This window comes from Streptomyces sp. DSM 15324, assembly GCF_001514285.1.
In the GTDB taxonomy this organism is placed as follows: Bacteria; Actinomycetota; Actinomycetes; order Streptomycetales; family Streptomycetaceae; genus Streptomyces.
The window spans coordinates 44,773-70,178 of the sequence record NZ_KQ949042.1 but is presented as its reverse complement, the minus strand read 5'-3'; the positions used below and the strand labels follow the sequence as shown (position 1 = coordinate 70,178).

The window sequence follows — 25,406 nt, the reverse complement described above, 5'->3', positions numbered from 1 at the left end:
GAATTCCACGGAAGGAACTGATGTGATCTCGCCCTTGCTGCAAATCGCGGCTGAGGAGGAGGCCCAGAATCCTCTGATCCCGGAGATCCCCGAGCTCGTCATCGGTCTGATCGCCTTCGCGATCGTGTTCTTCGTCCTGGGCAAGAAGCTCCTTCCGAACATCAACAAGGTTCTGGAAGAGCGGCGCGACGCCATCGAGGGCGGGATCGAAGAGGCCGAGGCGGCGCGGACCGAGGCACAGAGCGTGCTCGAGCAGTACAAGGCTCAGCTCGCCGAGGCCCGCCACGAGGCCGCGCGCCTGCGCCAGGAGGCTCAGGAGCAGGGCGCCACGCTCATCGCCGAGATGCGCGCGGAAGGCCAGCGGCAGCGTGAGGAGATCGTCGCCGCCGGTCACGCCCAGATCGAGGCCGACCGCAAGGCCGCCGCGTCCGCGCTGCGTCAGGACGTCGGCAAGCTCGCCACCGACCTGGCCGGCAAGCTCGTCGGCGAGTCCCTCGAGGACCACGCCCGCCAGAGCCGCGTCATCGACCGCTTCCTCGACGAACTCGAGGAGAAGGCCGAGGCGTCGCGATGAACGGAGCGAGCCGCGAGGCCCTGGCAGCCGCACGTGAGCGTCTCGACGCGCTGACGGACTCCACGTCTGTGGACGCGGCGCGGCTCGCCGACGAACTGGCCGCCGTCACCGCGCTGCTCGACCGCGAGGTGTCGCTGCGTCGGGTCCTCACCGACCCGGCGCAGGCCGGTGAGGCCAAGGCCGAGCTGGCCCAGCGCCTGCTCGGCTCCCAGGTCAGCGGCACCACCGCCGACCTGGTCTCCGGCCTGGTGCGGTCCCGCTGGTCGCAGTCCCGCGACCTGGTGGACGCGCTGGAGGAGCTGGCGAACATCGCCGACCTCACCGCCGCGCAGAAGGCCGGCGCGCTCGACGACGTCGAGGACGAGCTGTTCCGCTTCGGGCGGATCGTCTCCTCCAACACCGAGCTGCGCGCCGCACTGACCGACCGGAAGGCCACCGCCGCGGCCAAGGGCGAGCTGCTGCGCAGCCTGCTCGGCAGCCGTGCGGACGCGGCCACCGTTCGTCTGGTGACGCGCCTGGTGACCGCCCCGCGGGGACGTAGCCTGGAAGCGGGACTCGAGTCCCTGTCCAAGCTCGCCGCCGAGCGCCGGGAGCGTCTGGTCGCCGTCGTCACCTCGGCGGTGCCGCTGAGCGACACACAGAAGCGACGCCTGGGCGCCGCCCTGGCCAAGCTGTACGGCCACCAGATGCACCTCAACATCGACGTGGACCCCGCGGTCCTCGGCGGCATCCGGGTGCAGGTCGGCGACGAGGTCATCAACGGCTCCCTCGCGGACCGTATCGATGAAGCCGCCCGCCGCCTGGCGAGCTAGCAGCAACGCAACAACGCAGCAGTACGTACGCAAGCGGCCCGGGTTGGGCCGTGCAGAGGATTCACCTCTTTCAGGGGGGAGTCCGGGAGTTTAGGCATCCCCCCAAAGTGAAACTTCGGGCCCAACAAGGAGAGCAGGGAACCCAGATGGCGGAGCTCACGATCCGGCCGGAGGAGATCCGGGACGCGCTGGAGAACTTCGTCCAGTCGTACAAGCCGGACGCGGCCTCGCGCGAGGAGGTCGGTACGGTCACCCTTGCCGGCGACGGCATCGCGAAGGTCGAGGGTCTCCCCTCGGCCATGGCCAACGAACTGCTGAAGTTCGAGGACGGCACCCTCGGCCTCGCGCTCAACCTCGAAGAGCGCGAGATCGGTGCCGTCGTCCTCGGCGAGTTCAGCGGCATCGAGGAGGGGCAGCCGGTCACCCGTACCGGCGAGGTCCTCTCCGTCGCGGTGGGCGAGGGCTACCTCGGCCGCGTCGTCGACCCGCTCGGCAACCCGATCGACGGCCTCGGCGAGATCGAGACGTCCGGCCGCCGCGCCCTGGAGCTTCAGGCTCCCGGCGTCATGGCCCGTAAGTCGGTGCACGAGCCGATGGAGACCGGCTACAAGGCCGTCGACGCGATGACCCCGATCGGCCGTGGCCAGCGCCAGCTGATCATCGGTGACCGCCAGACCGGCAAGACCGCCCTGGCCGTCGACACGATCATCAACCAGCGCGACAACTGGCGCTCCGGTGACGTGAACAAGCAGGTCCGCTGCGTCTACGTCGCCATCGGCCAGAAGGGCTCGACCATCGCCTCCGTGCGTGGCGCCCTCCAGGAGGCCGGCGCGCTGGAGTACACGACCATCGTCGCCGCCCCGGCGTCCGACCCGGCCGGCTTCAAGTACCTGGCGCCCTACACCGGCTCGGCCATCGGCCAGCACTGGATGTACGAGGGCAAGCACGTCCTGATCATCTTCGACGACCTGTCGAAGCAGGCCGACGCCTACCGCGCCGTGTCGCTGCTGCTGCGCCGCCCGCCGGGCCGCGAGGCCTACCCGGGCGACGTCTTCTACCTGCACTCCCGTCTGCTGGAGCGCTGCGCGAAGCTCTCCGACGAGCTGGGCAAGGGCTCGATGACCGGTCTGCCGATCGTCGAGACCAAGGCCAACGACGTCTCGGCGTTCATCCCGACCAACGTCATCTCCATCACCGACGGCCAGTGCTTCCTGGAGTCGGACCTGTTCAACGCCGGTCAGCGCCCCGCGCTGAACGTCGGTATCTCCGTCTCCCGAGTCGGTGGTTCCGCGCAGCACAAGGCGATGCGCCAGGTCTCCGGCCGTCTCCGCCTCGACCTCGCCCAGTACCGCGAGCTGGAGGCGTTCGCCGCCTTCGGTTCCGACCTGGACGCCGCGTCGAAGGCGCAGCTGGAGCGCGGTCAGCGCCTGGTCGAGTTGCTCAAGCAGCCTCAGTACCAGCCCATGCCGACCGAGGACCAGGTCGTCTCCGTGTGGGCCGGTACCACCGGCAAGATGGACGACGTCCCGGTCGCCGACATCCGCCGCTTCGAGAAGGAGCTGCTGGAGTACCTGCACCGTCAGGAGCAGGGCCTCATGACCTCCATCAAGGAGGGCGCCAAGATGTCGGACGACACCCTCACCGCGGTCGCCGACGCCATCGCCGACTTCAAGAAGCAGTTCGAGACCTCGGACGGCAAGCTTCTCGGCGAGGACGCCCCGGCCGCCGCCAAGTGACGTAAGGAAGGGACCTGACTCATGGGAGCTCAGCTCCGGGTCTACAAGCGTCGCATCCGATCCGTCACCGCGACCAAGAAGATCACCAAGGCGATGGAGATGATCGCCGCCTCGCGCGTCGTCAAGGCGCAGCGCAAGGTGGCGGCCTCCACGCCGTACGCGACCGAGCTCACCCGCGCGGTCACGGCGGTGGGCACCGGCTCGAACACGAAGCACCCGCTCACCACGCAGGCCGAGACGGTCGTGCGGTCCGCGGTGCTGCTCCTGACGAGCGACCGTGGTCTCGCCGGCGCCTTCAACTCCAACGCCATCAAGGCCGCGGAGCAGCTGACGGCGCGCCTCGAGGCCGAGGGCAAGCAGGTCGACACGTACATCGTCGGCCGGCGTGGTCTCGCGCACTACAACTTCCGCGAGCGCAAGGTCGCGGCGTCGTGGTCGGGTTTCACGGACGAGCCGACGTACGCGGACGCCAAGACGGTCGCGGCCCCCCTCATCGAGGCCATCGAGAAGGACACGGCGGACGGCGGTGTGGACGAGATCCACATCGTGTTCACCGAGTTCGTGTCGATGATGACGCAGACGGCGCTGGACGACCGTCTGCTGCCGCTCAGCCTCGACGAGGTCGCCAAGCCTGAGACATCAGCGGCTGCCGCCGCGGGGAAGCCGCAGGGCGAGATCCTTCCGCTCTACGACTTCGAGCCCTCGGCGGAGGACGTCCTCGACGCCCTTCTGCCGCGCTACGTGGAGAGCCGCGTCTACAACGCTCTCCTCCAGTCGGCAGCCTCGAAGCACGCCGCCACGCGGCGCGCGATGAAGTCGGCGACCGACAACGCAGGAGAGCTCATCGAGACGCTCTCCCGCCTTGCCAACGCGGCCCGCCAGGCCGAAATCACCCAGGAAATCAGCGAGATCGTCGGTGGCTCCGCAGCCCTGGCCGACGCGACCGCGGGGAGTGACAGGTAATGACGACGACAGTTGAGACGGCCGTTGCCACGGGCCGCGTCGCCCGGGTCATCGGCCCGGTCGTCGACGTGGAATTCCCCGTCGACGCCATGCCGGAGATCTACAACGCCCTTCACGTCGAGGTCGCCGACCCGGCGAACGAGGGCGAGAAGAAGACGCTGACCCTCGAGGTCGCCCAGCACCTGGGTGACGGCCTGGTCCGCACGATCTCGATGCAGCCCACCGACGGTCTGGTCCGCCAGGCCGCCGTCACCGACACGGGCACGGGCATCACCGTCCCGGTCGGCGACTTCACCAAGGGCAAGGTGTTCAACACCCTCGGTGAGGTGCTGAACGTCGACGAGAAGTACGAGGGCGAGCGCTGGTCCATCCACCGCAAGGCCCCGAACTTCGACGAGCTCGAGTCGAAGACCGAGATGTTCGAGACCGGCGTCAAGGTCATCGACCTTCTCACCCCGTACGTCAAGGGTGGAAAGATCGGTCTGTTCGGTGGTGCCGGCGTCGGCAAGACGGTGCTCATCCAGGAGATGATCTACCGCGTCGCCAACAACCACGACGGTGTCTCCGTGTTCGCCGGTGTCGGTGAGCGCACCCGTGAGGGCAACGACCTCATCGAGGAGATGGCCGACTCGGGCGTCATCGACAAGACCGCGCTGGTCTTCGGCCAGATGGACGAGCCCCCGGGCACCCGTCTGCGCGTGGCCCTCGCGGGTCTGACCATGGCGGAGTACTTCCGCGATGTGCAGAAGCAGGACGTGCTGTTCTTCATCGACAACATCTTCCGCTTCACGCAGGCCGGTTCCGAGGTGTCGACCCTGCTCGGCCGTATGCCCTCCGCGGTGGGCTACCAGCCGAACCTGGCCGACGAGATGGGTCTCCTCCAGGAGCGCATCACCTCGACCCGCGGTCACTCGATCACCTCGATGCAGGCGATCTACGTCCCCGCGGACGACCTGACCGACCCGGCCCCGGCCACCACCTTCGCCCACCTCGACGCGACGACGGTGCTGTCCCGTCCGATCTCGGAGAAGGGCATCTACCCGGCCGTGGACCCGCTGGACTCCACGTCCCGGATCCTGGACCCCCGCTACATCGCGGCGGACCACTACGCCACGGCGATGCGTGTCAAGACGGTCCTGCAGAAGTACAAGGACCTCCAGGACATCATCGCGATCCTCGGCATCGACGAGCTCGGCGAGGAGGACAAGCTCACCGTCCACCGCGCCCGTCGTGTGGAGCGCTTCCTGTCCCAGAACACCCACGTCGCCAAGCAGTTCACCGGCGTCGACGGGTCGGACGTGCCGCTGGACGAGTCGATCACCGCGTTCAACGCGATCATCGACGGTGAGTACGACCACTTCCCGGAGCAGGCGTTCTTCCTCTGCGGTGGCATCGAGGACCTCAAGGCCAACGCCAAGGAGCTGGGCGTCTCCTGATCTCGGACTGCCCGAGAACGTGTGAGGGGGCGGGCGCGTCCCGCCCCCTCATCCACGCCCACTAGACTTAGTAACCAACACCCGGCAGATCCGCCGGGTGGTGACCCGAGGAGCCACCTTGGCTGCTGAGCTGCACGTCGCGCTGGTCGCGGCCGACCGAGAGGTCTGGTCCGGCGAGGCCACCCTGGTCGTCGCGCGCACCACGTCCGGCGACATCGGCGTCATGCCCGGTCACCAGCCGCTGCTCGGTGTGCTGGAGTCGGGCCCGGTGACCATCCGTACGAGTGAGGGCGGGACGGTCGTCGCCGCGGTGCACGGCGGTTTCATCTCGTTCGCGGACAACAAGCTGTCGCTGCTGGCCGAGACCGCCGAGCTGTCGGACGAGATCGACGTCCAGCGCGAGGAGCGCGAGCTCGAGCGCGCGAAGGCGGAGGGCGACGCGATCGCCGAACGCCGTGCGGACGTACGCCTGCGTGCGGCGGCATCGCGCTGACAACCCGGCGCGGAGCTGTATGACGTCACTCAGCCGCGGTCGGCACCGGAGGAATCCGGAGCCGACCGCGGCTGAGGCAGATATGGATGTTTTTTCCGTTCCGTTACCTATTTCGGTACCTAGGAGACGAGGAGGTCGGTGTCGATGGTCCTCGCTCTGACTGTGTGCGGAATCGTCGTGGCCCTGGTGGTGCTGGGGCTGTTCGTCTTCGGCCTGCGCCGCAGGCTCATCCAGCGCTCCGGCGGCACCTTCGACTGTTCCCTGCGCTGGGACGTCCCCGAGAAACCGGACACCAGCGGCAAGGGCTGGAGCTACGGCGTCGCCCGCTACAACGGCGACCGCATCGAGTGGTACCGCGTCTTCTCGTACGCCTACCGGCCGCGCCGGGTCCTGGAGCGCGCCTCGATCGAGGTGGCCGGGCGCCGGCTCCCCGAGGGCGAGGAGGAGCTGGCCCTGCTGTCCGACGCGGTGATCCTCGCCTGCTCCCACCAGGGCGTCCGCCTCGAACTCGCGATGAGCGAGGACGCGCTGACCGGTTTCCTCGCGTGGCTGGAGGCAGCCCCGCCCGGACAGCGCGTCAACGTCGCCTAGTCGCTCACTCGCTTCACTCGCTCTACAGGTTGTTGCTGATCGCGCTCACCAGCTCTCCGTTGCCGGTGTCCCCGCTGAACTCCCAGAAGAAGGCGCCACCGAGGCCCTGGTTCCTGGCCCACGTCATCTTGGTGGCGATGGTGGCCGGGGTGTCGTAGGACCACCAGTTGCTGCCGCAGTGCGCGTAGGCCGTGCCGGCGATCGTGCCGGTGGCCGGACAGGACGTCTTGAGGACCTTGTAGTCCTCGATGCCCTGCTCGTAGGTGCCCGCCGCGGCGCCCGTGGCGGTGCCGCCCGGGGCGTCCTGGGTGACCCCGGTCCAGCCGCGGCCGTAGAAGCCGATGCCGATGAGCAGCTTGCTCGCGGGGACCCCCTTCGCCTTGAACTTGGCCATCGCGTCGGCGGTGGTGAACCCGGCCGTCGGGATGCCGCTGTACGAGGTGAGCGGGGAGTGCGGGGCGGTCGGACCCTGGGCGGCCCAGGCGCCGAAGAAGTCGTACGTCATCACGTTGTACCAGTCCACGGAGGCCGCCGCGCCCGCGTAGTCGGCGGCGTCGATCTTGCCGCCGGAGGAGCCGTCGGCCGTGGTGGCGGCGGTGACCAGGTTGCGTGCGCCGAACTTGGCGCGCAGCGCCGACATCAGGTTCCTGAAGGCCGCCGCTCCGCTGCTGTCGCAGGACAGACCGCAGGCGTTCGGGTACTCCCAGTCGATGTCGATCCCGTCGAAGACGTCGGCCCAGCGCGGGTCCTCGACCAGGTTGTAGCAGGACTGGGCGAAGGCCGCGGGGTTGGCCGCCGCCTGGGCGAAGCCGCCGGACCAGGTCCAGCCGCCGAAGGACCACAGCACCTTGATGTTCGGGTACTTCGCCTTGAGCTGCCGCAGCTGGTTGAAGTTGCCGCGCAGCGGCTGGTCCCAGGTGTCGGCGACGCCGCTGACGGACTGGTCGGCGGTGAAGGCCTTGTCGTAGTCGGCGTAGGAGTCGCCGATCGCGCACTGTCCGTTGGTGACGTTGCCGAACGCGTAGTTGATGTGGGTGATCTTCGCGGCGGAGCCCGAGGTCACCAGGTTCTTGACGTGGTAGTTGCGGCCGTAGATGCCCCACTCGGTGAAGTAGCCGAGCTTGACCTTGGAGCCGGTGGTCGGGGGAGGGGTGGTGCCGCCCGTGGTGTGCACGGCGACCGCGCCGCTGACCGGTCCGCTCTGGTCGGCGGTGTCGCGGGCCTGGACGGTGTAGGAGTAGTCGGTGCCCGCGGTGAGGCCCGTGTCGGTGTACGACGTGGTCGTCACCGTGGCGACCTTGGCGCCGTCGCGCAGGACGTCGTAGTTCTTGACGCCCTTGTCGTCGGTGGCGGCGGACCAGGCCAGCTTCACCGAGGTGTCCGTGACGCCGGAGGCGGTGGGGGTGCCGGGCGCCGAGGGGGCCGCGTCGCCGGGGACCGTCGTACCGTCACAACTGTCGTTGTTGAGCGTGCAGTGGGACGGGGAGCCGGAGCCCGCGCCGTTGAAGCCGAAGGAGACGGAGGCGCCGGGGGCCAGGGAGCCGTTGTACGACTTGTTCCTGGCGGTCCAGTGGGTGCCGGAGGAGGTGACGTCGGCGTCCCAGGCGGAGGTGACGGACGTGCCGGAGGGGAAGTCCCACTCCACGGTCCAGGAGCTGATGGCGGTGGTGCCGGTGTTCTTCACCGTCCACTTGCCCTCGAAGCCGGTGCCCCAGTCCTGGGTCTTGGCGTAGGTGGCGGTGGCCGTGGCGGCGGCCTGGGCGGGGCTCGCCAGGCCGACCAGCCCGGCCAGCGGCAGCAGCAGGGTCGCGAACCCTGCCGCGGCTCGGTGTCTGAAGCGCATGCTGCGCCTCCTAGGGGGAGTTGGGGGGCGTGACTGAGCCTTCACGCCCACGGTGCCGCGAGAATAGAAAGGTCTGGACCATGGGTCAATAGGTCTGGACCACTCTCGTATACGGCTTCACGCGGCTTCCGGATGCGGCCGCTGGATCCCCAACTCCTGCGCCAGCACGGCGGCTTGGACCCGGCTGCGCAGTTCCAGCTTCCCCAGCAGACGGCTGACGTGCGTCTTGACCGTGGCCTCCGCCCTGTCGAGCCGCTCGGCGATCCCCGCGTTCGACAGCCCCTCCCCGAGGCAGCCCAGCACCTCGCCCATGCGCCGGAGGGTGCCGAGGACGGCGGGGTCGGCCGTCGGCTGCCGCGCCGGTCCGGCGGCGAACTCGGCGATGAGCCGACGCGTCACGGCGGGGCGATGAGCCCCTCGCCGCCGGCCACCGTGCGGACCGCCGTCAACAGGTCCCCCGCCTCCGTGTTCTTCAGCAGAAACCCGGCCGCCCCCGCCCGCAACGCCCCGAACACCTACGCGTCGAGGTCGAAGGTGGTCAGCACCAGGACGTCCGCCAGCCCCTCCGCGACCACCTGACGGGTCGCCGCCACCCCGTCCAGCCGCGGCATCTGCACATCCATCAGCACCCCGTCCGGCCGCAGCTCCCGGGCCGGCGCCACCGCCCGCTCCCCGTCCTCCGCCTCGGCGACCACCTCGATGTCGGGCGCGCTGCGCAGGATGAGGACCGGCCCCGCGCGGACGGCGGACTGGTCCTCGGCGACGAGTACACGGATCACGGAGGGTCTCCTTCGGTGAGGGGGAGTGCGGCGCGTACGGTCCACAGGGCGCTCGGGCCCGGCCTCGAAGGTGCCGCCGAGCAGCGCAGCCCGCTCCCGCATCCCCACGAGCCCCGCCCCGGATCCGGGGGCGCGCGGACCACCGTCCCGGTGGCCGTACGGGCTGCCCACGCGCACGTCGAGGACACCGTCCCGGCGGCCCAGGGACACGGCCACCCGGCCCGGGCAGGCGTGCTTGAGGGCGTTGGTCGGCGACTCCTGGACGATCCGGTAGGCGGCGAGCTCGACCGGCACCGGAACCCGGCCGGGAGCGGAGTCCAGGCGGACGTCGAGGCCGTTGGCGCGGGCGCCCTCGACGAGCGCGGCCAGGCCGTCGAGGGTGGGTGTCGCGGCGGGCTCCCGCTCCCCGCCGCCGTCGCGCAGGATGCCGATCAGCCGCCGCGTCTCCGCGAGCCCGTCGACGCTGTGCCACCTTGGCGGACGTGCTCGCCGACATCTTCGGTCCGCCATCGGACGGCTCAGCGGCCGGTGTCGCGTGAAGTACGCCTTCGAGTTCACCACTGAGGCGCGCCGACAGTGGCAGGCGGTCGACCAGACGACGGCGTTGCGCATCCTGCACGCCCTCAGCCGCCTGGGCGACGACCCCTGTCGCGACGATGCCGACGTGAAGAAGCTGTCGGGCCATGACGACCTGTACCGCCTGGGCGTCGGGGCCTACCGGATCGCCTACGTCATCGACGACGGCAAACTCGTCATCCGGGTAGTCGAGGTGGGGCGCCGCAGGGAGATCTATCGACGCCTGTGAGGGGTGTCAGCGCTCCCCGCCCGGTACCCAGAGCACGTCCCCGGCGTCCTTGTTGGCCGTGCGGGCGAGGATGAACAGCAGGTCGGACAGGCGGTTGAGGTAGGTCGCCGTCAGCGGGTTCATGCTCTCGCCGTGGGCCTCCAGGGCGGCCCACGTGGAGCGTTCGGCGCGGCGGACGACCGTGCAGGCCTGGTGGAGGAGGGCGGCGCCCGGGGTGCCGCCGGGGAGGATGAACGAGCGGAGCTTCTCCAGCCGCTCGTTGAAGAGGTCGCAGTCGGCCTCCAGCCGGTCGACGTAGAACTGCTCGACCCGCAGCGGCGGGAACGGCGGGTTCTCCACCACCGGCGTCGACAGGTCCGCGCCCACGTCGAACAGGTCGTTCTGGACCCGGGTGAGGACCGCGACGACCTCCTCCGGCAGGCCGCCCAGCGCGATCGCCGTGCCGATGACGGCGTTCGCCTCGTTGACGTCGGCGTACGCCGCGATCCTGAGGTCGGTCTTGGCGACCCGGCTCATGTCGCCGAGGTTGGTCGTGCCCTGGTCCCCGGTCCTGGTGTAGATGCGCGTCAGATTGACCATGCCGCCAATCTAGACCGTCCCGGCCGGTCCGCCTCCGTTCGCTCGGTCACGTCGACCCACGAAGATCCAAACGGTGCGAATAGGCTTGAATCGGACAGGAATTGACGACGTGACCGGTGTCTCACGCCGTGAGACGTGAGACGCGTTACTAACCGGTCGCACAGCGCCCCACGAGCGCTAATCTCCGGCCGAGAGCCATACGTGAGCCCTACGGCGAATGCGCCGGATGGTTGACGCCGGTGACATCCGAGGCGAGAGCGGGCAGGGCTTACTCCAAGCGCCGAAACCGCACAGGCCCCAGGGGTCTCACCCCTGCGGGTGAATTCGGTATCGGTTCGCTCACAGACGGCAACCTCCGACCGCTTCGCGCAGTCAGAGCATGCAACACCGGACATCACACCGCGGAGCACGAGACGCACGCTTAGGGGAGCGCTATGCACATCAGGGGCGACCACATCGAGCTGGTCGTCGGGGGCCGCCTCGACGTGCGCAGCGCGGCGGACGCCCGCACGGCCCTGCACACGGCCGTGGACGACGGCGTCGGCGACCTGGTGCTCGACCTGTCCGAACTGGACTCCTGGGACGCCACCGGACTCGGCGTCATCATGGGCGTCCACCGACGGGCCGGCCGCTGCGGCCGCCGCCTGGTGCTGCGCGGCGTACCCCCGCAGATGCAGCGCCTGCTGGTGGCCACCCGGCTGCACCGCATCCTCGCCATCGAGGGCGGCATCGGCGTGGAGTCCCTGCCCCGGGTCTGACCGCGACCGCCCCGGACCGGGGGCCCACCTGCGGCGAAACGTACGGCGGGCACCAATCCTCACCGGACCGTGACGTCTCGGGCCGGGCGGCACCCCGGACTGTCGTGGATACTGGGCCAAGGTTTACGGTTCGTCTGCCCGCCGCCCTCGGCCCTCTACCGAGCGGGCACCGGACCAGAAGCGACAGCGCAGTGTGCAGCGAGGCCGGGAGGGGCTACCGCCACACGACGCTCTTGGGGGGCTATAACCCATGGACCCGACGAACCAGGGGCCCGAGGAGTACGGTCACGAGGACGACGGCCGCGCGCCGCGCCCCCGCCCGCCCAGGGACCCCCTCACGCCCGACTTCGGCGCGCACGCCCCCGGACCCGCCCGCACGGTCCGGGTGGTCGCCGGCGACCACCTGCTCACGGTCAACCCGGTGGACGGCAGCGAGATCGAGCTCTGCCCGCCCACCGAGCGCCCCGGCCGCCCCGCCAAGCGGTCCGCCGAGGAACGCGCCGAGTACGACGAGCTGGCCGCCCGGCCGCCCGCCCCGGCCGGACCCGCCCGGCCGGAACAGCCCCTGCTGGGCCGCCAGGACGAACGCGAACAGCTCGTGCGCCTGCTCGCCCGCGGCCGTTCCGTCCGCCTCACCGGGCCCTCCGGCTCCGGCCGCACCAGCCTCCTCGACCTGGTCGCCGAGGACTGCGAGGACCTCGCCCCCGACGGCGTCGTCCGGCTCTCCGGCTACGGCCGCACCCCGGCCGAACTCCTCCACGACCTCTTCCACACCGTCCACGACGCCGACCGGCACCGCCCCGACCCCGAGGAACTGCGCACCCTCGTCCGCGAGATCGGCGCGGTCGTGGTCGTCGACGACCTCGCCTTCGGCGGCGCGCTCCTCGACGACCTCCTGGACGCCACCCCCGAGTGCGCCTTCCTGCTCGGCGCCACCCCCGACACCCCGCTGCCCTCCGCCGACTCCGCCGTCGAGGAGGTCGTCCTCAGCGGCCTCGACCGCGCCGCCGGCGTGGACGTCATCGAGCGGGCCGTGGGCCGCGCCCTCACCGAGGAGGAGGCCAACTGGGCCGGTGACCTCTGGTTCGAGTCCGAGGGCCTGCCGCTGCGTTTCGTCCAGGCCGGCGCCCTGCTGCGGCAGCGCGACCAGCTCCGCGCGGACGTGGACGCCGTGGACGCGTTCGGCGTGTTCGAGGACGCCCGCCCGCTCACCGCCCCCATCGACGCCGGGGCCGGTGAAGCCGAGGAGATACCCCTGCCCTCCCTCGGCGAGGCCGCCGCGCCCGCCCCGCTGCTCGCCGCACGGCTCAGCGCCTCCGCCCGCGCCACCCTGCGCTTCGCCGTCGCCCTCGACGGCGAGGTCCCGCACCAGGCCCACCTGCCCGCCCTGGTCGGCGACACCCACGCCGACGCCGCGCTCGGCGAACTCGTCGCCTGCGGACTCGTCTCCCCGGTCGGCGTCCGCTACCGGCTCGCCGCCGGCATCCAGACCCAGCTGGAGGCCGCCGGATACGACGACGACATCGAGGCCCGCGCCGCGGCCGCCGCCCAGCACTACGCCTGGTGGGCCGGGCACCCCTCGGTCACCCCCGAACGGGTCTGCGCCGAGGCGGACGCCGTCCTCACCGCCCTCGCCCGCGTGGTGCCCACGACCACCCCGCCCGCCGAGGACGAGGAGGCCACCGCGGTCGGCCTCGCCCGCGCCGCGGCGCCCGCGTTCGCCGCCGGACTGCACTGGAGCGCCTGGGAGAGCGCCCTGCACGAGGGCGCCGAGGCGGCCCGGCTGGCCGGACGGTCCGCCGACCGCGCCTACTTCCACCACGAACTCGGCGTCCTCGCCCTGTGCGGCGGGGACCTCGACCGGGCCCGCTCCGAACTCGAGGCCTCCCTCGGGCTGCGCGGCGCCCTCACCGACAAGCGCGGCACCGTCGCCGGCCGCCGCGCCCTCGCCCTGGTCGCCGACGCCTCCGGGGACGTACCGGGCCTCGCCGCCGCGACGCTCGGCGAGGAGGTGCCCGCAGCCCGCCCCGAGGAGCCCGTGTCCCCGCCGCGCGGCATCCAGGCGGCGCTGCCGACCTATCCGCCGGAGGCCCGGACCGTCGCCCACCGCGCGGTGACCCCGCCGCGCGCCCCGGCCCCGCAGCCCCGGCGCCGGGGCGGCCTCAAGGGCCTCGCCAAGCGCAACCTCGTCGCGGCCGGCGCGGGCGCGCTCCTCGTCGCCGTCCTCGGTACGGTCGTCACGCTCGGCGCGACCTCCAACAACGACGCCGGGGACCCCGCCGACCGAGGCGGCGTCAACCCCTCCGCCAGCACCGGCCTCGACGACGGCGTCGGCTCCGACACCCCGGGCGCCGACACCGGCACCGGCGACACGGGCGCGGCGACCAGCCGGCCCACGGACCCGGGGCCGGACGGGACGATGGGGACCTCGGACGACCCGACACCGTCGGAGTCGCCGTCGGCGACGGAGAGCGGCTCGACGGGGTCGACCGGGGGCGGCTCGCCGTCGCCGTCGCGGTCCACGTCCCCCTCACCGTCGCACTCGACGTCCTCGACGCCGGGGCCGTCGGCATCGAGCAGCTCGGGCTCCGGCGGCTCGTCGTCGCCCTCGCCGTCCGCGTCCGAGACGACGCCCACCACCCCGAGCGACTCCCCGTCCTCCGGCACCTCGGCCAGCGGCACCAGCTCCAGCGTCCCGGTGTCGCCGAGCTCGGCGGACTCCGCCTCCTCCCTCTCCTCGTCCTCCTCCGGGACGGTGATCTGAGGCACCCCCGGGCACGACCGAGGGCCGGGTTCCTCCCCAGGAACCCGGCCCTCGGCCTCGTACGACCGTCCTCAGAACAGCCGCAGCTTGTCGTCCTCGATGCCGCGCAGGGCGTCGTAGTCCAGGACCTGGCAGCCGATGCCGCGGTCGGTCGCGAGGACGCGCGCCTGCGGTTTGATCTCCTGCGCGGCGAAGACGCCGCGGACCGGGGCGAGATGCGGGTCGCGGTTCAACAGCTCCAGATAGCGCGTGAGCTGCTCCACGCCGTCGATCTCGCCGCGCCGCTTGATCTCGACCGCGACGGTCTGCCCCGCCGCGTCCCGGCACAGGATGTCGACCGGGCCGATGGCCGTCATGTACTCACGGCGGATGAGGGTGTAGCCCTCGCCGAGGGTCTCGATGCGGTCGGCGAGCAGCTCCTGGAGGTGTGCTTCCACGCCGTCCTTGATCAGGCCCGGATCGACGCCCAGTTCGTGCGACGAGTCGTGGAGGATCTCCTCCATCGTGATGATGAGTTTCTCCCCGCCCTTGTTGACGACGGTCCAGACGCCTTCCTCGTCACCGGTGCCCTCCTTCAGCGTGCAGGGCGGCGACATCCAGTTCAGGGGCTTGTAGGCCCGGTCGTCCGCGTGGATCGAGACGCTGCCGTCCGCCTTGACCAGGATGAGACGGGGGGCGGAGGGGAGATGGGCGGTGAGCCGGCCGGCGTAGTCGACGGAGCACCGGGCGATGACGAGACGCATGGTCGGCAACGCTATCCGACACCTCGCGCCCCACGCGATTCGCCCTGGAAAACGATCGTTCGGACGCCGGGCGACTCTGGCCGATTGTGTGCCCCGCGGGGACCCCCTATGTGCCCATTCTCCTGGTGCCGTCACGGTCAGTTGCCTACCGTAGTAAACGGGAGGTCGTGATGCGTGTACTCAGCGTTGCGGTGTTTTGGCATGGCGAACTCCCGTGCCCTGTCCGGCAACCCCTGCTCTCTTAGGGGTGCGAGAGGAGAACCCATGTCGCTCGACGTCTCACCGGCCCTACTCGAACAGGCCGAGCGAGGCGAGGTCGACGAAGCTGAATTCGTCGACTGCGTCCGGACCTCCCTGCCCTACGCATGGGAGATGATCAGCTCCCTGGTGGCCCAGCTGAAGGTGGACGGCGGACCTTTCGCCGACAACCAGACGCCCCCGCCGGACGAGCAGGCGCGCGGGCAGCTGCTGCGCGCGCTCGCGAGTGACGCCATACGCGGCGCCCTGCAGCGGCACTTCGGTGTCCGGCTGGCCTTCCAGAACTGCCACCGGGTGGCGGTGTTCCCGTTGGACTCGGCTGTCGACGAGAAGCTCGCCCGCTTCACCTCGGTGCGCAGCCAGGTGCTGAACCAGTCGCCGGAATTCCGGGACTGCTGAGGCATCGGTGTGAGCCTGTCGCTTGCCGCTCCGCCCGCAGGAGGTGCGATCAGTACCGGAGCGGCAAGCTCCCGGCCGTCCCGCCCCGTTCAGCGCAGGTGGGGGAGCACCTCGGCGCCCAGCCGCCGGACGTTCTCCTCCGTGGCCGCCAGGTCGCCCGAGCCCTCCACGAGCAGGGCGAAGCGCGAGATGCCGGTCCGTTCGCAGGTCGCCGCGAGACGGTCGGCGCACAGCTGCGGGGTGCCCACCGGGTGCAGGGCGCAGAGCAGTTCGGTGTACGCCACCGGGTCCCGCATGGAGCGGGGACGGCCGTCGACCGTGACATGGGCGTCGAGCCCCTGCCGCAGCCAGCCCGGCATCGCCTTCACGAGGGTCTCCACCGCGTCCGTGCGCCGGTCCGCGAGCTGGCAGACGCCCGCCGAGACATGGGCCGCGGCCCGCATCTCGTCGCCGGAGCGCCCCGCCGCGCGGGCGTGCTGCCGCCACAGGGCGACCATCTCCGCCTTCTCCTCGTCCCCGACGTGCATCCCGAGCAGCATCGGCAGCCCGCGCTCGGCGGCCAGCCGGACGCTCGCCGACGAGGTGCACGCCACGATCACCTCCGGCCCCCCGGTGTCCGTCAGCGCCTCCGACGGGCGGGGGACGACCGGGACTTCACGGAAGCGGAAGCGCTCGCCGTCGGCTCCCACGGACGGCTCGCGCAGCCAGCGCACCAGCAGATCGAGTGATTCGGGGAACCCCGACTCGTACGCCGCGAGGCCCGATCCGAAGACCTCCAGATCGATCCACGGCCCGCCGCGGCCCACGCCCAGCGAGAACCGGCCGCCGCTCGTCAGATGCAGCAGCGCGGCCTGTTCGCCGAGGGCGACGGGGTGCACGGTGGGCAGGACGCTCACCGCGGTGCCGACCCGGATGCGCCGGGTGCGGCCGAGCAGCAGCGCGGCGAGTGTGACCGCCGACGGGCAGGTGCCGTACGGCACGAAGTGGTGCTCGCCCAGCCAGACCGAGTCGAGGCCCGACTCCTCGGCGACCTCGGCGGAGCGGACCGCGCGGTGCAGTGCCTCTCCCTGGCCCTGCCCGGGGAACTGGGCACCCAACACGAAACTACCAACGCGCATGGACTTTCCTGCTTCCTTGGCTCCGACACGGAGCTCCCCCACCCGGCATAACCGTCTGACACGTGCCGAGGACACGGCCTGGCGGAGAGATTTGCCGATTGTCTGCAGAATGGGGTTCCGGGCAGGGGGACTTGTGGGGATCGGTCCCTTCCGGGTACCCGTGCCGACGCCGCGTACGCTGGACGGGAACCCTGCTTCCTGTATAGCCCCGTGAGGTGTTCCGTGTCCCCGCGTCGCAACCGACCCAAGGGTGCCGATCCGTCCGGCGCGTCCGGCTCGTCCGGCCGGAGCGCCGAGGACGACCGGGCGAGCCGGTACGGCGGCTGGCAGTCCTCGGTGAGCTGGCAGGGCGAGGAGTGGAACGTACGGCACGTGGCCGGTGCGAGCGCGCAGGGCAAGAGCTACCGGTGCCCCGGCTGCGACCAGATGATCCTGGACGGCGTGCCGCATGTCGTCGCCTGGCCCGAGCACGCGGGCGTCGACGACCGCCGGCACTGGCACAAGGCCTGCTGGAACGCGCGGGACCGCCGCAACCCGGGGGTGCAGCGGTCCCGTAACGCGCCTCGCTTCTGAGGGTCCTGCCGACTACCTGGACGGCTACACGTCCCGCTTCTCCAGCAGGGCGAAGGCACCGGCGAGCGCGGCGGCCGTGACACCGAGCGCGATCCAGAGCGGGTCCCAGCCGGAGGGGCCGGTCTCGCTGAGCTGAGTGGAGTACCAGACGCCGAGCTGGCTGGGGATCGAGTACTCGAACAGGGCCTCGCGCAGGTCCTGCAGGGACTCGGAGAACATGAAGATCGCGATGACCAGCGGGGCCAGCAGCAGGCCGATCATGATGGTGATGGCGCCCGCCGAGTGGCGGATGATCGAGCCGACGGCCAGGGACAGCAGTCCCAGCAGCGCGATGTAGAGGGACACGCCGACGGTGGCCTTCAGCCACTCGCCGCCCGAGGGCTCGCGCGCCTCGGTGAACAGCGCCGCGTCCACCATGGCGACCAGTCCCGTGGACACCAGGGTCACCACGAACGCGATCGCGAAGAACACGATGCCCTTCGCGGCGAGGACCCGGCCGCGCGAGGGGCAGGCGACCATGGTGGTGCGGATCATGCCGGTGCCGTACTCGGAGGCGGTGGTCAGGACACCGAGCGTGATGATCGGCATGCTGCCGAGGAGCACCCCGAAGAAGCCGAACGACAGGGGGCTGTCGCCCGCGAGGTCGGACTCGGAGGCGTTCGCGTCGACGATCAGCGCGACCATCATCCCGATGCCGACGACGAGGAGCACGAACACCCCGAGCGTCCACATCGTCGAGCGCACCGACCGGATCTTGGTCCACTCGGACGCGACGGCGTGCCCGAGGTGCGTGCGTACGACGGGAATCGGCGAGGTGTAGCCCGGGACGGCGTACGAGGGACCGGGCGCCCCCTGCCAGCCGGGCGCGGCGGCCTGCGGGACCGGGTGCTGCGGGGTGCTCATCGGGCGTCCTCGGGCTGAGTCGTCGGGGTGGCGAAGGGTTCGGCGGGCGCCTTCGCGAGGGAGGCGGGGGCGAGGGGCCCCTGGCTCGCGGCGGAGGCGGGCGGGGCGGCCGGGGTCGCCTGGGCCGTCGGGGCCGTGGGGGCGGCGGGCGCAGCCGGGGCCTGGTCCCGCGACGCGTCCGCCGTGGGGGAGGGCGCGGGGGAAGGCGTCGGGGAGGGCGCGGTGGCGGGCGTCGGGGCCGCCGGCGCCGGGGCCTGGGCGTACGGGTTGGCGCCGTGGGGCGCCGGGGGCGCGGCGGGGGCGCCGTAGCCGGGGCCGTACGGCTGGGCGGGTTGCGGCGGGGCGTAGCCGTGCTGCGCGGGCGGCGGGGCGTACCAGCCGGGCTGGCCCTGGCCGGGGACCGGCATCGGCGGCGTGACGCCGGGCGGCAGCGGCTGCTGGAGGCCGGCCTTCTCGTCGGTCGTCGAGCGGTAGTCGACGGCGCCCTGCGTCATCCGCATGTACGCCTCCTCCAGCGAGGCCTGGTGCGGCGACAGTTCCCACAGCCGTACGTCCGCGTCATGGGCGATGTCGCTGATCTGCGGCAGCGCCAGTCCGGTCACCCGCAGGGCGCCGTCCTGCTCGGGCAGGACATGGCCGCCCGCCGCCGACAGCGCCCCCGCGAGCTTCTCGCGGAGCTGCGGCTCGGTCTGCGGTGTGCGGACCCGCGCGAAGTCCGCCGAGTTGGCCGAGATGAAGTCCTTCACGCTCATGTCGGACAGCAGCTGACCCCGCCCGATGACGATCAGATGGTCCGCGGTCAGCGCCATCTCGCTCATCAGGTGCGAGGAGACGAAGACCGTACGGCCCTCCGCCGCGAGCGCCTTCATCAGGTTGCGCACCCAGAGGATGCCCTCGGGGTCGAGGCCGTTGACCGGCTCGTCGAACAGCAGCACCTGCGGATCGCCGAGCAGCGCCGCCGCGATGCCGAGCCGCTGCCCCATGCCGAGCGAGAAGCCCTTGGAGCGCCGCTTCGCCACGTCCTGGAGCCCCACCACGCCGAGCACCTCGTCCACCCGGCGGGCCGGGATGCCGGAGAGCTGGGCCAGGGAGAGCAGATGGCTGCGCGCCGACCGGCCGCCGTGCACGGCCTTGGCGTCGAGCAGCGCACCCACCTGGCGGGCCGCGTTCGGCAGCCTGCGGTACGGGAAGCCGCCGATCGTGACCCTCCCCGAGGTGGGGTTGTCCAGGCCGAGGATCATCCTCATCGTCGTCGACTTGCCCGAGCCGTTCGGCCCGAGGAAACCGGTGACCGCACCCGGCCGTACCTGGAAGGAAAGGTTGTACACAGCGGTCTTGTCGCCGTAGCGCTTGGTCAGGCCGACTGCCTCGATCATGCTCCGCACCCATCGACAGGTTCAGGACAGCGGGGCACCACGCCCCCGTAAGGGTTAGGAGCTTATCGAGCCGCTGACGGTTCCGCCCAGCTGAAAGCCGCGACCACGCGGGCGCGCCACGAAGCCCGCTGCCACCGCTGGCAACGGGCTTCGTCCGACGGTCGGCCGGGGTACCCCAGGGTTACCGGGACTGCTGGGCGGGCACTCCGCGGGAGATCGGCTCGTCGTCCGTGACCGGGGCACCGGCCGCGGCCACCGCGGCACCGGTCAGCGTGGCGAGCATCTCGCGGACGTTCGTCAGCTGCGCGTTGATGCTGTCGCGGCGGTTGGTGAGCGCCGCCAGCTCGCGCTCGGATTCCGAACGGATGCGGTCCGCCTTGGCGTTGGCGTCGGCCACGATGTCCTCGGCCTGGCGCTGCGCGGTCTCGACGGTCTGGCGGGCGCGGCGCTCGGCGTCCGTGCGCAGCTTCTCCGCCTCCAGGCGCAGCTGCTCCGCGCGGTGCTCGATCTCCGCGAGCCGCTTCTCCGCCTTCTGCTGACGGGACGCGAGGTCGCGCTCGGACTGCTCGCGGCGCTTGGCCAGGTTGGTCTCGAAGTCGGCGGCGGCCTGAGCGGCCTTGGCGCGGGTCTCCTCGAAGAGGGCGTCCGCCTCCTCACGCTTCGACTGCGCGTCCTTCTGGGCCTCCTGGCGCAGCTGGGCCGCGTCGCTCTTGGCCTTCTCGACGATCCGGACGCCCTCGTCCTCCGCCTTGGCCTTGCGGTCCGCAGCGAACGATTCTGCGTCGTTGCGCACCTGCTGGGCCGCCGACTCGGCGAGCTCGCGGTGCTGCTCGGACGCGCGACGGGCTTCCTCGCGCAGATCCTTGGCCTCCTCCTCGGCGAGGCGGAGGATCTTCTCGACCCGCGCACCGAGCCCGGCGTACGACGGCTCGGCGTCGGTGACCTGGGCCTGGGCGTTCTGAGTCTCGAGGTGGAGCTCCTCGATGCGCTTTTCCAGAGCGGTGATGCGGGCGAGAGCGCTGTCACGGTCGGAGACGAGCTTGGAGATCCGTTCGTCCACCTGAGCGCGGTCGTACCCACGCCGCACTAGCTCGAAGCCGTAGGGGGAAGTGTCGCTCATGGGGTTCCTGTCGAATGAGACCGGTGAGGTGATAGGTGGAATCCTAGGGGCCGGAGCGCTGTGTCATCGAGCGTATGCGTGTTTGATCTGAGGAATGACACCCCTTTTGGGTGGCTGAACCCCACACCCCTTGCCAAAAACTCGGGGTAAGGGGGCAGACTTTAACGCAATCCACACATTCCACTAACCGTCAGAGGTCTTCCCGCCCGCTCGTGGCGCGCCGATGCTCGCCCCCGCCCGCATGCTGCCGTCCTTGTTCGCGGACGGGATCTCAAAGGACTCCAGCGCCTCCAGCACGTCCTGGACCCGGGAGATCTCGGCGTTGATGTCCTCACGCCGCCGCACCAGGACCTCCAGCTCGCGCTTGCCCTCCTCGACCGTGAGCCGCGCCTCGCGGATCGCCTCGGCCTTGAGCTCCTCGGCCTCCCTGATCAGCGCCGACTTCTTCTGCTCGGCCTCCTTCAACAGGCCCTCCGCCTTCTTCACGGCGGCGATCCTGACCTTGCCGGCCTCGGAGTTGGCCTCCGACACCAGCTCCTTCGCCTTGGCCTGCGCCTTGGCCAGCTGCTCCTCGGACGCCTTGATCAGCGCGTCGCAGCGGTCGCCGGTCGACTTCATCGTCTCGGCGGCCTCACGGCGGGCCCGCTCGTGCAGCGACTCGATCTCGGCGGTGATGCGGTCGCGCAGCTCCTCCGCGCGCTCCCTGATCGCGGTGGCGTCCCGGCGGGCGCCGACGAGCAGTTCGTCCGCGTCCGTACGGGCCTTCTCCACACGGGTGTTGCCCTCGCGCGTCGCCTCGGCGATCAGCCGGTCGGCCTCGGTGCGGGCCGCGCCCACCATCGAGTCGGCCTGCGTCTCCGCGTCCGCGGTGGTCTGCAGCGCCTGCTCCTGTGCCTCCGTCAGCAGCTTGTCGACCTCGGCCGTGGTCTCCGTGATGAGCGTGTCGACCTGCTCGGCCGCCTCGGAACGCCGCTTGTTGGCCTCCTTGCGGGCGGCGTCCAGCGTCTCGTCCGCCTCGTCGCGGGCCACGCTCAGCATGCGGTCGGCCTCCGCCGCCGCCTGCGCCTTGACCCGCTCCGACTCCAGCCGGATCCGCTCGGCGGCCTGCTGCGCCGAACCCACCGTCTGGGCGGCCTCCGCCCGCAGCCGCTCCGCGTCGCCGCTCGCGTCCTGGATCAGCTTCTCCGCGCGGGCGACGGACTCGGCACGGACCCGCTCGGCCTCCGCGGCCGTGTCGGCCGTGAGCCGCTCCGCCTCGGCGAGGGTCTCCGTCTGGAGCCGCTCGGCCTCGTTGCGGGCCTCGGTGATGAGGGTGTCCGCCTGGGTCGCCGCGTCCGACCGGATGCGGTTGGCGTCCTCGCGGGCGTCGGCCCGGGTGCGGGCCGCGGCCTGGTCGGCCTCCGCCAGCGCGTCCGACGCCTCCGTGCGCACCCGCTGGGCGTACGCCGACGACTCCGCGCGCAGCCGCTCGGCCTCCGAGATCGCCTCGCCGACCGTGCGCTCGGCCAGTTCCCGCGCCGCCTCGGCGGCGTCGTTCGCCTCGCGGCGGATCCGGCTCGCGTCCTCGCTGGCCCGCTCCCGCTCGGCGTAGGCGTCCAAGCGGACCCGGTCCGCCTCCTCCTCGGCCTCCCGCCGGGTGCGGTCCGCGGCGTGCTCGGCGGCCGAGCGCAGCCCGTTGATCTCCTCCTGGGCCTGCTCGTGCAGCCCGCTCACGGAGTCCCGGACCTGCTGGGCGTGGAGCTCGGCCGCGGCGACCATCTCGCCGGAACGCCGGTCGGCCTCCTCGACCAGCCGGACCGCCTCGGTCTGCGCCTCCTCCACCCGGTTGCGCGCCGACGCCAGCAGCTCCTCGGACTGCGCCCGGGCCCGCTCGCGCTCCTGGTCGGCCTCCTGACGGGCCGAGCCGAGGAGTTCCTCGGCCTCGCGGCGCCGGCGGACGGCCTCCTCCTGGGCGGCGTCCAGCGTCTCGGTCGCCTCGTCGGCCAGCCGCTCCGCGGCCGCCGTGGCCTCCGCGCGCACCCGGTCGGCGAAGTCCTGCGCCTCGCTCCTGAGCCGTTCCGCCTCGGCCGCGGCCTCCGACCTCAGGCGTACGGCGACGGCCTCGCCCTCGGCCCGCGAGGCGGACGCGTCGGCCGCGGCCTCGGTGCGCAGCCGGTCGATCTCGTCGGCGGCCTGCTGCTGGAGTGTGCGGATCCGCTCGGCGGCCTCGGTGCGCAGCCGATCGGTCTCCTCGGCGGCCTCGCGGCGGATCCGCGCGGCCTCCTCACGCGCGTCCGTCAGCGCCTGCTCGGCGGACGCCAGCCGCGACTCGGCCTCCGTGTGCAGCCGGGTCAGCTCCTCGGCGGCCTCCGCCTGCCGGGCCTCGACCGCGCGCTCGGCCTCCTGGCGCAGCTCCTCCGCCGCGCGCTCGGCACCGGAGGTGATGGTCTCGGCGAGTTCCACCGCCTCCTCGCGGGAGCGCTCGGCCTCGGCGCGGGTGCGCTCCAGGGTCTCCTCGGCCTGCCGGCGCAGGGTGGTGGCGCGCTCGATGGCCTCGGTGCGGACCTTCTCGCTGTCCGCCGTGGCCTTCTGCCGCAGCTCGTCCGCGTCGGCCTTCGCCTTGGACAGCAGCTCCTCGGCCGACCGGGCGGCCTCCTCGATCTGCTGGACGGCCTCCCTGCGGGCCTCCGCGCGGATCTTCTCGCCCTCGGCGACCGCGTCGGAGCGCAGCTGCTCGGCCTCGCCGCGCAGCCGGCGGGCCTCCTCCTGGAGCTCGACCGTCTTGGCGCGGTACTCCTTGGTGTCGTCCTTCGCGGAGCCCTTGAGCTGCTCGGCGATGTCGTGCGCCTCGGCGCGCAGCCGGTCGGCCTCGTTCTCCGCCTCCCGGCGGATCCGCTCGGCCTCCTCGGCGGCGGCCTTCGTGGTGCCCCGCGCCTCCTCCTGCGCCTTGTTGAGGACGTCCTCGGCGGTCTTGGCCGCCTTCGACAGCTGGGTGGCGCTCTCCTCGGCGGTGATCGTCCGGGCCTTCTCGGAGGCCTCCGCGACGATCTTCTCGGCCTCGGCGCGGGCGTCGGCGACGATCTGCTCGGCGTCCGCCTTGGTGGTCTCGGCCTCCTGGCTGGCCTCGGTGACCAGCCGGGCGACCTGCTCCTTCGCCGTACGGGTGCGCTGCTCGTTGGTGGCCTCGGCGCTCGCGAGGGCCTTCTCGGCGGCGGCCTTGGCCTCGGCGACGACCTTCTCGGCCTCGGACTGCGCCTTGCGCAGTGCCTCCTCGGCCTCGGCCATCCGCTGCTCGGCGGCCCGGCTCAGTTCACCCGCCTGGCGGCGCGCCGAGTCCGACTCGGTCGCCGTGGAGGAGCGCAGCGCCTCGGCGTGCTCGGTGGCCTCCTGGGCCTGGGTGGAGGCGGCGTTCAGCAGCCGCTCGGCGTCGGTGCGGGCGCGCAGCAGGAGCTGCTCGGCCTCCGCGCGGGTCTGCTCCGCGTCGGCCTGGAGCCGCTGGCGGGCCTCCGCCGCCACTCGTTCGGCCTCGGCGCGGGCGGCGGCCACGGCCTGCTCGGCCTCGGCGCGCGACTCCTCCAGCAGCCGGCGGGCCTGGGCCTCGGAACGGGCCCGCAGCTGCTCCGCCCACGCCACGTTCTCGTTGACGTGCGACTCGACGGTCTGCCGGCGCTCCGCCAGTTCCTGGTCGAGCTGCTGGCGGCGGCTGACGGCCTCCTGGTGCAGCTCCGCCTGGAGCCGGGCGGCCTGCTCGGCGTGCTCCTGGAGGATGCGCTGGGTCTGCGCGCGGACCTGGCTCAGCTCGCGTTCGGCGTCCTGGCGCAACTGGTCGGCCTGCATCTGCGCGTTGCGCAGCATCTGTTCGGCCTGGTACCCGAGGTCGCCGCCGTCGAAGGACGGCCGGGACATGAGTGTGCGGCGCGCCTCGTGCAACTTGGCGCGCAGCACCTCGACCTGGTAGCCGAGGTCCTCGGCATGCTGGATCGCCTTCTCACGCTCGGTCTTCAGCCGCTTCATCTCGGCTTCGAACCGTGTGAGGTGGTCGACGTCAGCCGCCGGTTCCCGCTCCTGGCTCTCGTAGCCCCGCACTGCGCGGTCCCATCCGTCCCTGGTCGCAAGCTTGCCGAACGAGCTCCCGTCCATCCGCCGAACGGGGCCCCCGGGGAATGGTGTCAGATCAACGACGGAGCATGGGCTGCTGCCCCGACGCTCGTCCCCCGAAACCCGGACCCCGGCAACGTCCCGCCGTCCAAGGCAGCAGGACCGGCCGCCCTGGTGGAGCGACGACCGCCCCCAACCCTACCGGCCCATATGTACGAGGGTCAGTGCTCAGGTGACTCAACAGGTGCCGAAGTGACCAGTTCTGTCAGTACTCCGTGGCAATCCTTGGGGTGCAGGAAGGTGATTCGTGACCCCATGGAGCCGCGTCGCGGCTCTTCGTACAGAACGCGTACGCCCTTGGAGCGGACGTCCGCGGCCTCCGCGTCCACATCCGCCGTACCGAAAGCGATGTGGTGGACGCCCTCGCCGTTCTTGTCGAGCCACTTGGCGACGGTGGAGTCCGGGCGGGTCGGCTCCAGGAGCTGCAGGTAGGAGGCGCCGCCGTCGGAGGTCTCGTTGATCTTGAGCATGGCTTCCCGGACACCCTGCTCCTCGTTGACCTCCGAGTGGAACACCTCGAAGCCGTACGTGGAGCGGTAGAACTCGACGGTCGCGTCGAGGTCGTGACAGGCGATCCCGATGTGGTCGATTCGCGTCAGCATGGTGTTAGTGGAGCGCGGCGGAGGTGGTTACGCAACGTGCGCGC

21 protein-coding genes and 2 pseudogenes are annotated in these 25,406 nt (G+C 71.6%); 12 read left to right on the top strand and 11 right to left on the bottom strand.

The genetic code is table 11. From position 1 onward, the window contains the following. The first annotated feature begins 25 nt into the window (after positions 1-25). The 7 genes from AQJ58_RS39120 to AQJ58_RS39090 all read left to right on the top strand — a co-directional run bounded on the left by AQJ58_RS39120 (position 26) and on the right by AQJ58_RS39090 (position 6,605). Positions 26-574, top strand: a complete 549-nt coding sequence (locus tag AQJ58_RS39120; protein WP_107122269.1) for a F0F1 ATP synthase subunit B — start codon at positions 26-28, stop codon at positions 572-574. Then, entirely contained in the window at positions 571-1,386 is an 816-nt protein-coding gene (locus AQJ58_RS39115) for a F0F1 ATP synthase subunit delta (RefSeq protein ID WP_067259274.1), read from the top strand. The genes AQJ58_RS39120 and AQJ58_RS39115 overlap by 4 nt, the downstream gene beginning before the upstream one ends. A gap of 146 nt (positions 1,387-1,532) precedes the next feature. Next, positions 1,533-3,122 (top strand): F0F1 ATP synthase subunit alpha, encoded by a 1,590-nt coding sequence (gene atpA / locus AQJ58_RS39110; RefSeq protein ID WP_067259272.1) that lies wholly within the window; start codon positions 1,533-1,535, stop codon positions 3,120-3,122. A gap of 21 nt (positions 3,123-3,143) precedes the next feature. Then, complete coding sequence (locus AQJ58_RS39105; protein ID WP_067259270.1) at positions 3,144-4,085, top strand: F0F1 ATP synthase subunit gamma; 942 nt, start codon at positions 3,144-3,146, stop codon at positions 4,083-4,085. After that, positions 4,085-5,521, top strand: coding sequence for a F0F1 ATP synthase subunit beta (gene atpD / locus AQJ58_RS39100; RefSeq protein WP_067259268.1), 1,437 nt, complete (start codon positions 4,085-4,087; stop codon positions 5,519-5,521). The genes AQJ58_RS39105 and atpD overlap by 1 nt, the downstream gene beginning before the upstream one ends. A gap of 118 nt (positions 5,522-5,639) precedes the next feature. Continuing rightward, positions 5,640-6,014, top strand: a complete 375-nt coding sequence (locus AQJ58_RS39095; protein WP_067259266.1) for a F0F1 ATP synthase subunit epsilon — start codon at positions 5,640-5,642, stop codon at positions 6,012-6,014. 144 nt (positions 6,015-6,158) lie between these two features. Then, positions 6,159-6,605, top strand: coding sequence for a DUF2550 domain-containing protein (locus AQJ58_RS39090; RefSeq protein ID WP_067259265.1), 447 nt, complete (start codon positions 6,159-6,161; stop codon positions 6,603-6,605). A 22-nt stretch (positions 6,606-6,627) separates the two neighbouring features. Here the strand turns inward: AQJ58_RS39090 and AQJ58_RS39085 are convergent, their stop codons facing one another. The 3 genes and pseudogenes from AQJ58_RS39085 to AQJ58_RS39075 all read right to left on the bottom strand — a co-directional run. Then, on the bottom strand, positions 6,628-8,448 hold the full coding sequence (locus AQJ58_RS39085; protein ID WP_067259263.1) for a glycoside hydrolase family 18 chitinase: 1,821 nt from the start codon (positions 8,446-8,448) through the stop codon (positions 6,628-6,630). A gap of 117 nt (positions 8,449-8,565) precedes the next feature. Further along, positions 8,566-9,227 (bottom strand): annotated as a pseudogene (locus AQJ58_RS39080) (response regulator). Next, a pseudogene (locus AQJ58_RS39075) lies at positions 9,224-9,701 on the bottom strand (sensor histidine kinase); the annotation flags it as partial. The pseudogenes AQJ58_RS39075 and AQJ58_RS39080, both read right to left, overlap by 4 nt. A 61-nt stretch (positions 9,702-9,762) precedes the next feature. Between AQJ58_RS39075 and AQJ58_RS39070 the strand changes: the two are divergent. Next, the gene (locus AQJ58_RS39070) at positions 9,763-10,032 is read left to right on the top strand and encodes a type II toxin-antitoxin system RelE family toxin (RefSeq protein ID WP_067259261.1); all 270 of its coding nucleotides are present in this window, start codon (positions 9,763-9,765) and stop codon (positions 10,030-10,032) included. 6 nt (positions 10,033-10,038) lie between these two features. On the opposite strand, the gene AQJ58_RS39065 is transcribed toward AQJ58_RS39070, so the two are convergent. Then, entirely contained in the window at positions 10,039-10,611 is a 573-nt protein-coding gene (locus AQJ58_RS39065) for a cob(I)yrinic acid a,c-diamide adenosyltransferase (RefSeq protein ID WP_067259260.1), read from the bottom strand. Positions 10,612-11,045: 434 nt separating this feature from the next. Here AQJ58_RS39065 and AQJ58_RS39060 point away from each other — a divergent pair, with 434 nt between their 5' ends. Both AQJ58_RS39060 and AQJ58_RS39055 read left to right on the top strand, forming a co-directional pair. After that, positions 11,046-11,369 carry an STAS domain-containing protein gene (locus tag AQJ58_RS39060; protein ID WP_067259258.1) on the top strand — a complete coding sequence of 108 codons (324 nt, stop codon included), beginning with the start codon at positions 11,046-11,048 and terminating at the stop codon, positions 11,367-11,369. Positions 11,370-11,619: 250 nt separating this feature from the next. Beyond that, positions 11,620-14,133: an ATP-binding protein gene (locus AQJ58_RS39055; protein ID WP_067259256.1), complete on the top strand. Its 2,514-nt coding sequence runs from the start codon at positions 11,620-11,622 to the stop codon at positions 14,131-14,133. 71 nt (positions 14,134-14,204) lie between these two features. Here the strand turns inward: AQJ58_RS39055 and nucS are convergent, their stop codons facing one another. Continuing rightward, complete coding sequence (nucS, locus tag AQJ58_RS39050) at positions 14,205-14,876, bottom strand: endonuclease NucS (RefSeq protein ID WP_067259255.1); 672 nt, start codon at positions 14,874-14,876, stop codon at positions 14,205-14,207. A 264-nt stretch (positions 14,877-15,140) separates the two neighbouring features. On the opposite strand from nucS, the gene AQJ58_RS39045 reads away from it, so the two are divergent. Continuing rightward, a complete protein-coding gene (locus AQJ58_RS39045; protein ID WP_067259253.1) occupies positions 15,141-15,533 on the top strand; it encodes an SCO5389 family protein in 393 nt (130 codons plus the stop codon). Positions 15,534-15,622: 89 nt separating this feature from the next. On the opposite strand, the gene AQJ58_RS39040 is transcribed toward AQJ58_RS39045, so the two are convergent. Then, a complete protein-coding gene (locus AQJ58_RS39040; RefSeq protein WP_067259252.1) occupies positions 15,623-16,651 on the bottom strand; it encodes an LLM class flavin-dependent oxidoreductase in 1,029 nt (342 codons plus the stop codon). Positions 16,652-16,873: 222 nt separating this feature from the next. Between AQJ58_RS39040 and AQJ58_RS39035 the strand changes: the two genes are divergently transcribed. Next, a complete protein-coding gene (locus AQJ58_RS39035) occupies positions 16,874-17,224 on the top strand; it encodes an ATP/GTP-binding protein (RefSeq protein ID WP_067259250.1) in 351 nt (116 codons plus the stop codon). A gap of 24 nt (positions 17,225-17,248) precedes the next feature. On the opposite strand, the gene AQJ58_RS39030 is transcribed toward AQJ58_RS39035, so the two are convergent. The 5 genes from AQJ58_RS39030 to mce form a co-directional block, all read right to left on the bottom strand. Then, entirely contained in the window at positions 17,249-18,127 is an 879-nt protein-coding gene (locus AQJ58_RS39030; RefSeq protein WP_067259248.1) for an ABC-2 transporter permease, read from the bottom strand. After that, positions 18,124-19,503, bottom strand: a complete 1,380-nt coding sequence (locus AQJ58_RS39025; protein ID WP_067259247.1) for an ABC transporter ATP-binding protein — start codon at positions 19,501-19,503, stop codon at positions 18,124-18,126. The genes AQJ58_RS39030 and AQJ58_RS39025 overlap by 4 nt, the downstream gene beginning before the upstream one ends. Before the next feature lie 181 nt (positions 19,504-19,684). Beyond that, positions 19,685-20,623 carry a coiled-coil domain-containing protein gene (locus AQJ58_RS39020; RefSeq protein WP_067259245.1) on the bottom strand — a complete coding sequence of 313 codons (939 nt, stop codon included), beginning with the start codon at positions 20,621-20,623 and terminating at the stop codon, positions 19,685-19,687. A gap of 183 nt (positions 20,624-20,806) precedes the next feature. Next, complete coding sequence (gene scy / locus AQJ58_RS39015; RefSeq protein WP_067259243.1) at positions 20,807-24,688, bottom strand: polarized growth protein Scy; 3,882 nt, start codon at positions 24,686-24,688, stop codon at positions 20,807-20,809. 233 nt (positions 24,689-24,921) lie between these two features. Continuing rightward, the gene (mce, locus tag AQJ58_RS39010; RefSeq protein ID WP_067259241.1) at positions 24,922-25,362 is read right to left on the bottom strand and encodes a methylmalonyl-CoA epimerase; all 441 of its coding nucleotides are present in this window, start codon (positions 25,360-25,362) and stop codon (positions 24,922-24,924) included. Between the last annotated feature and the right edge of the window lie 44 nt (positions 25,363-25,406).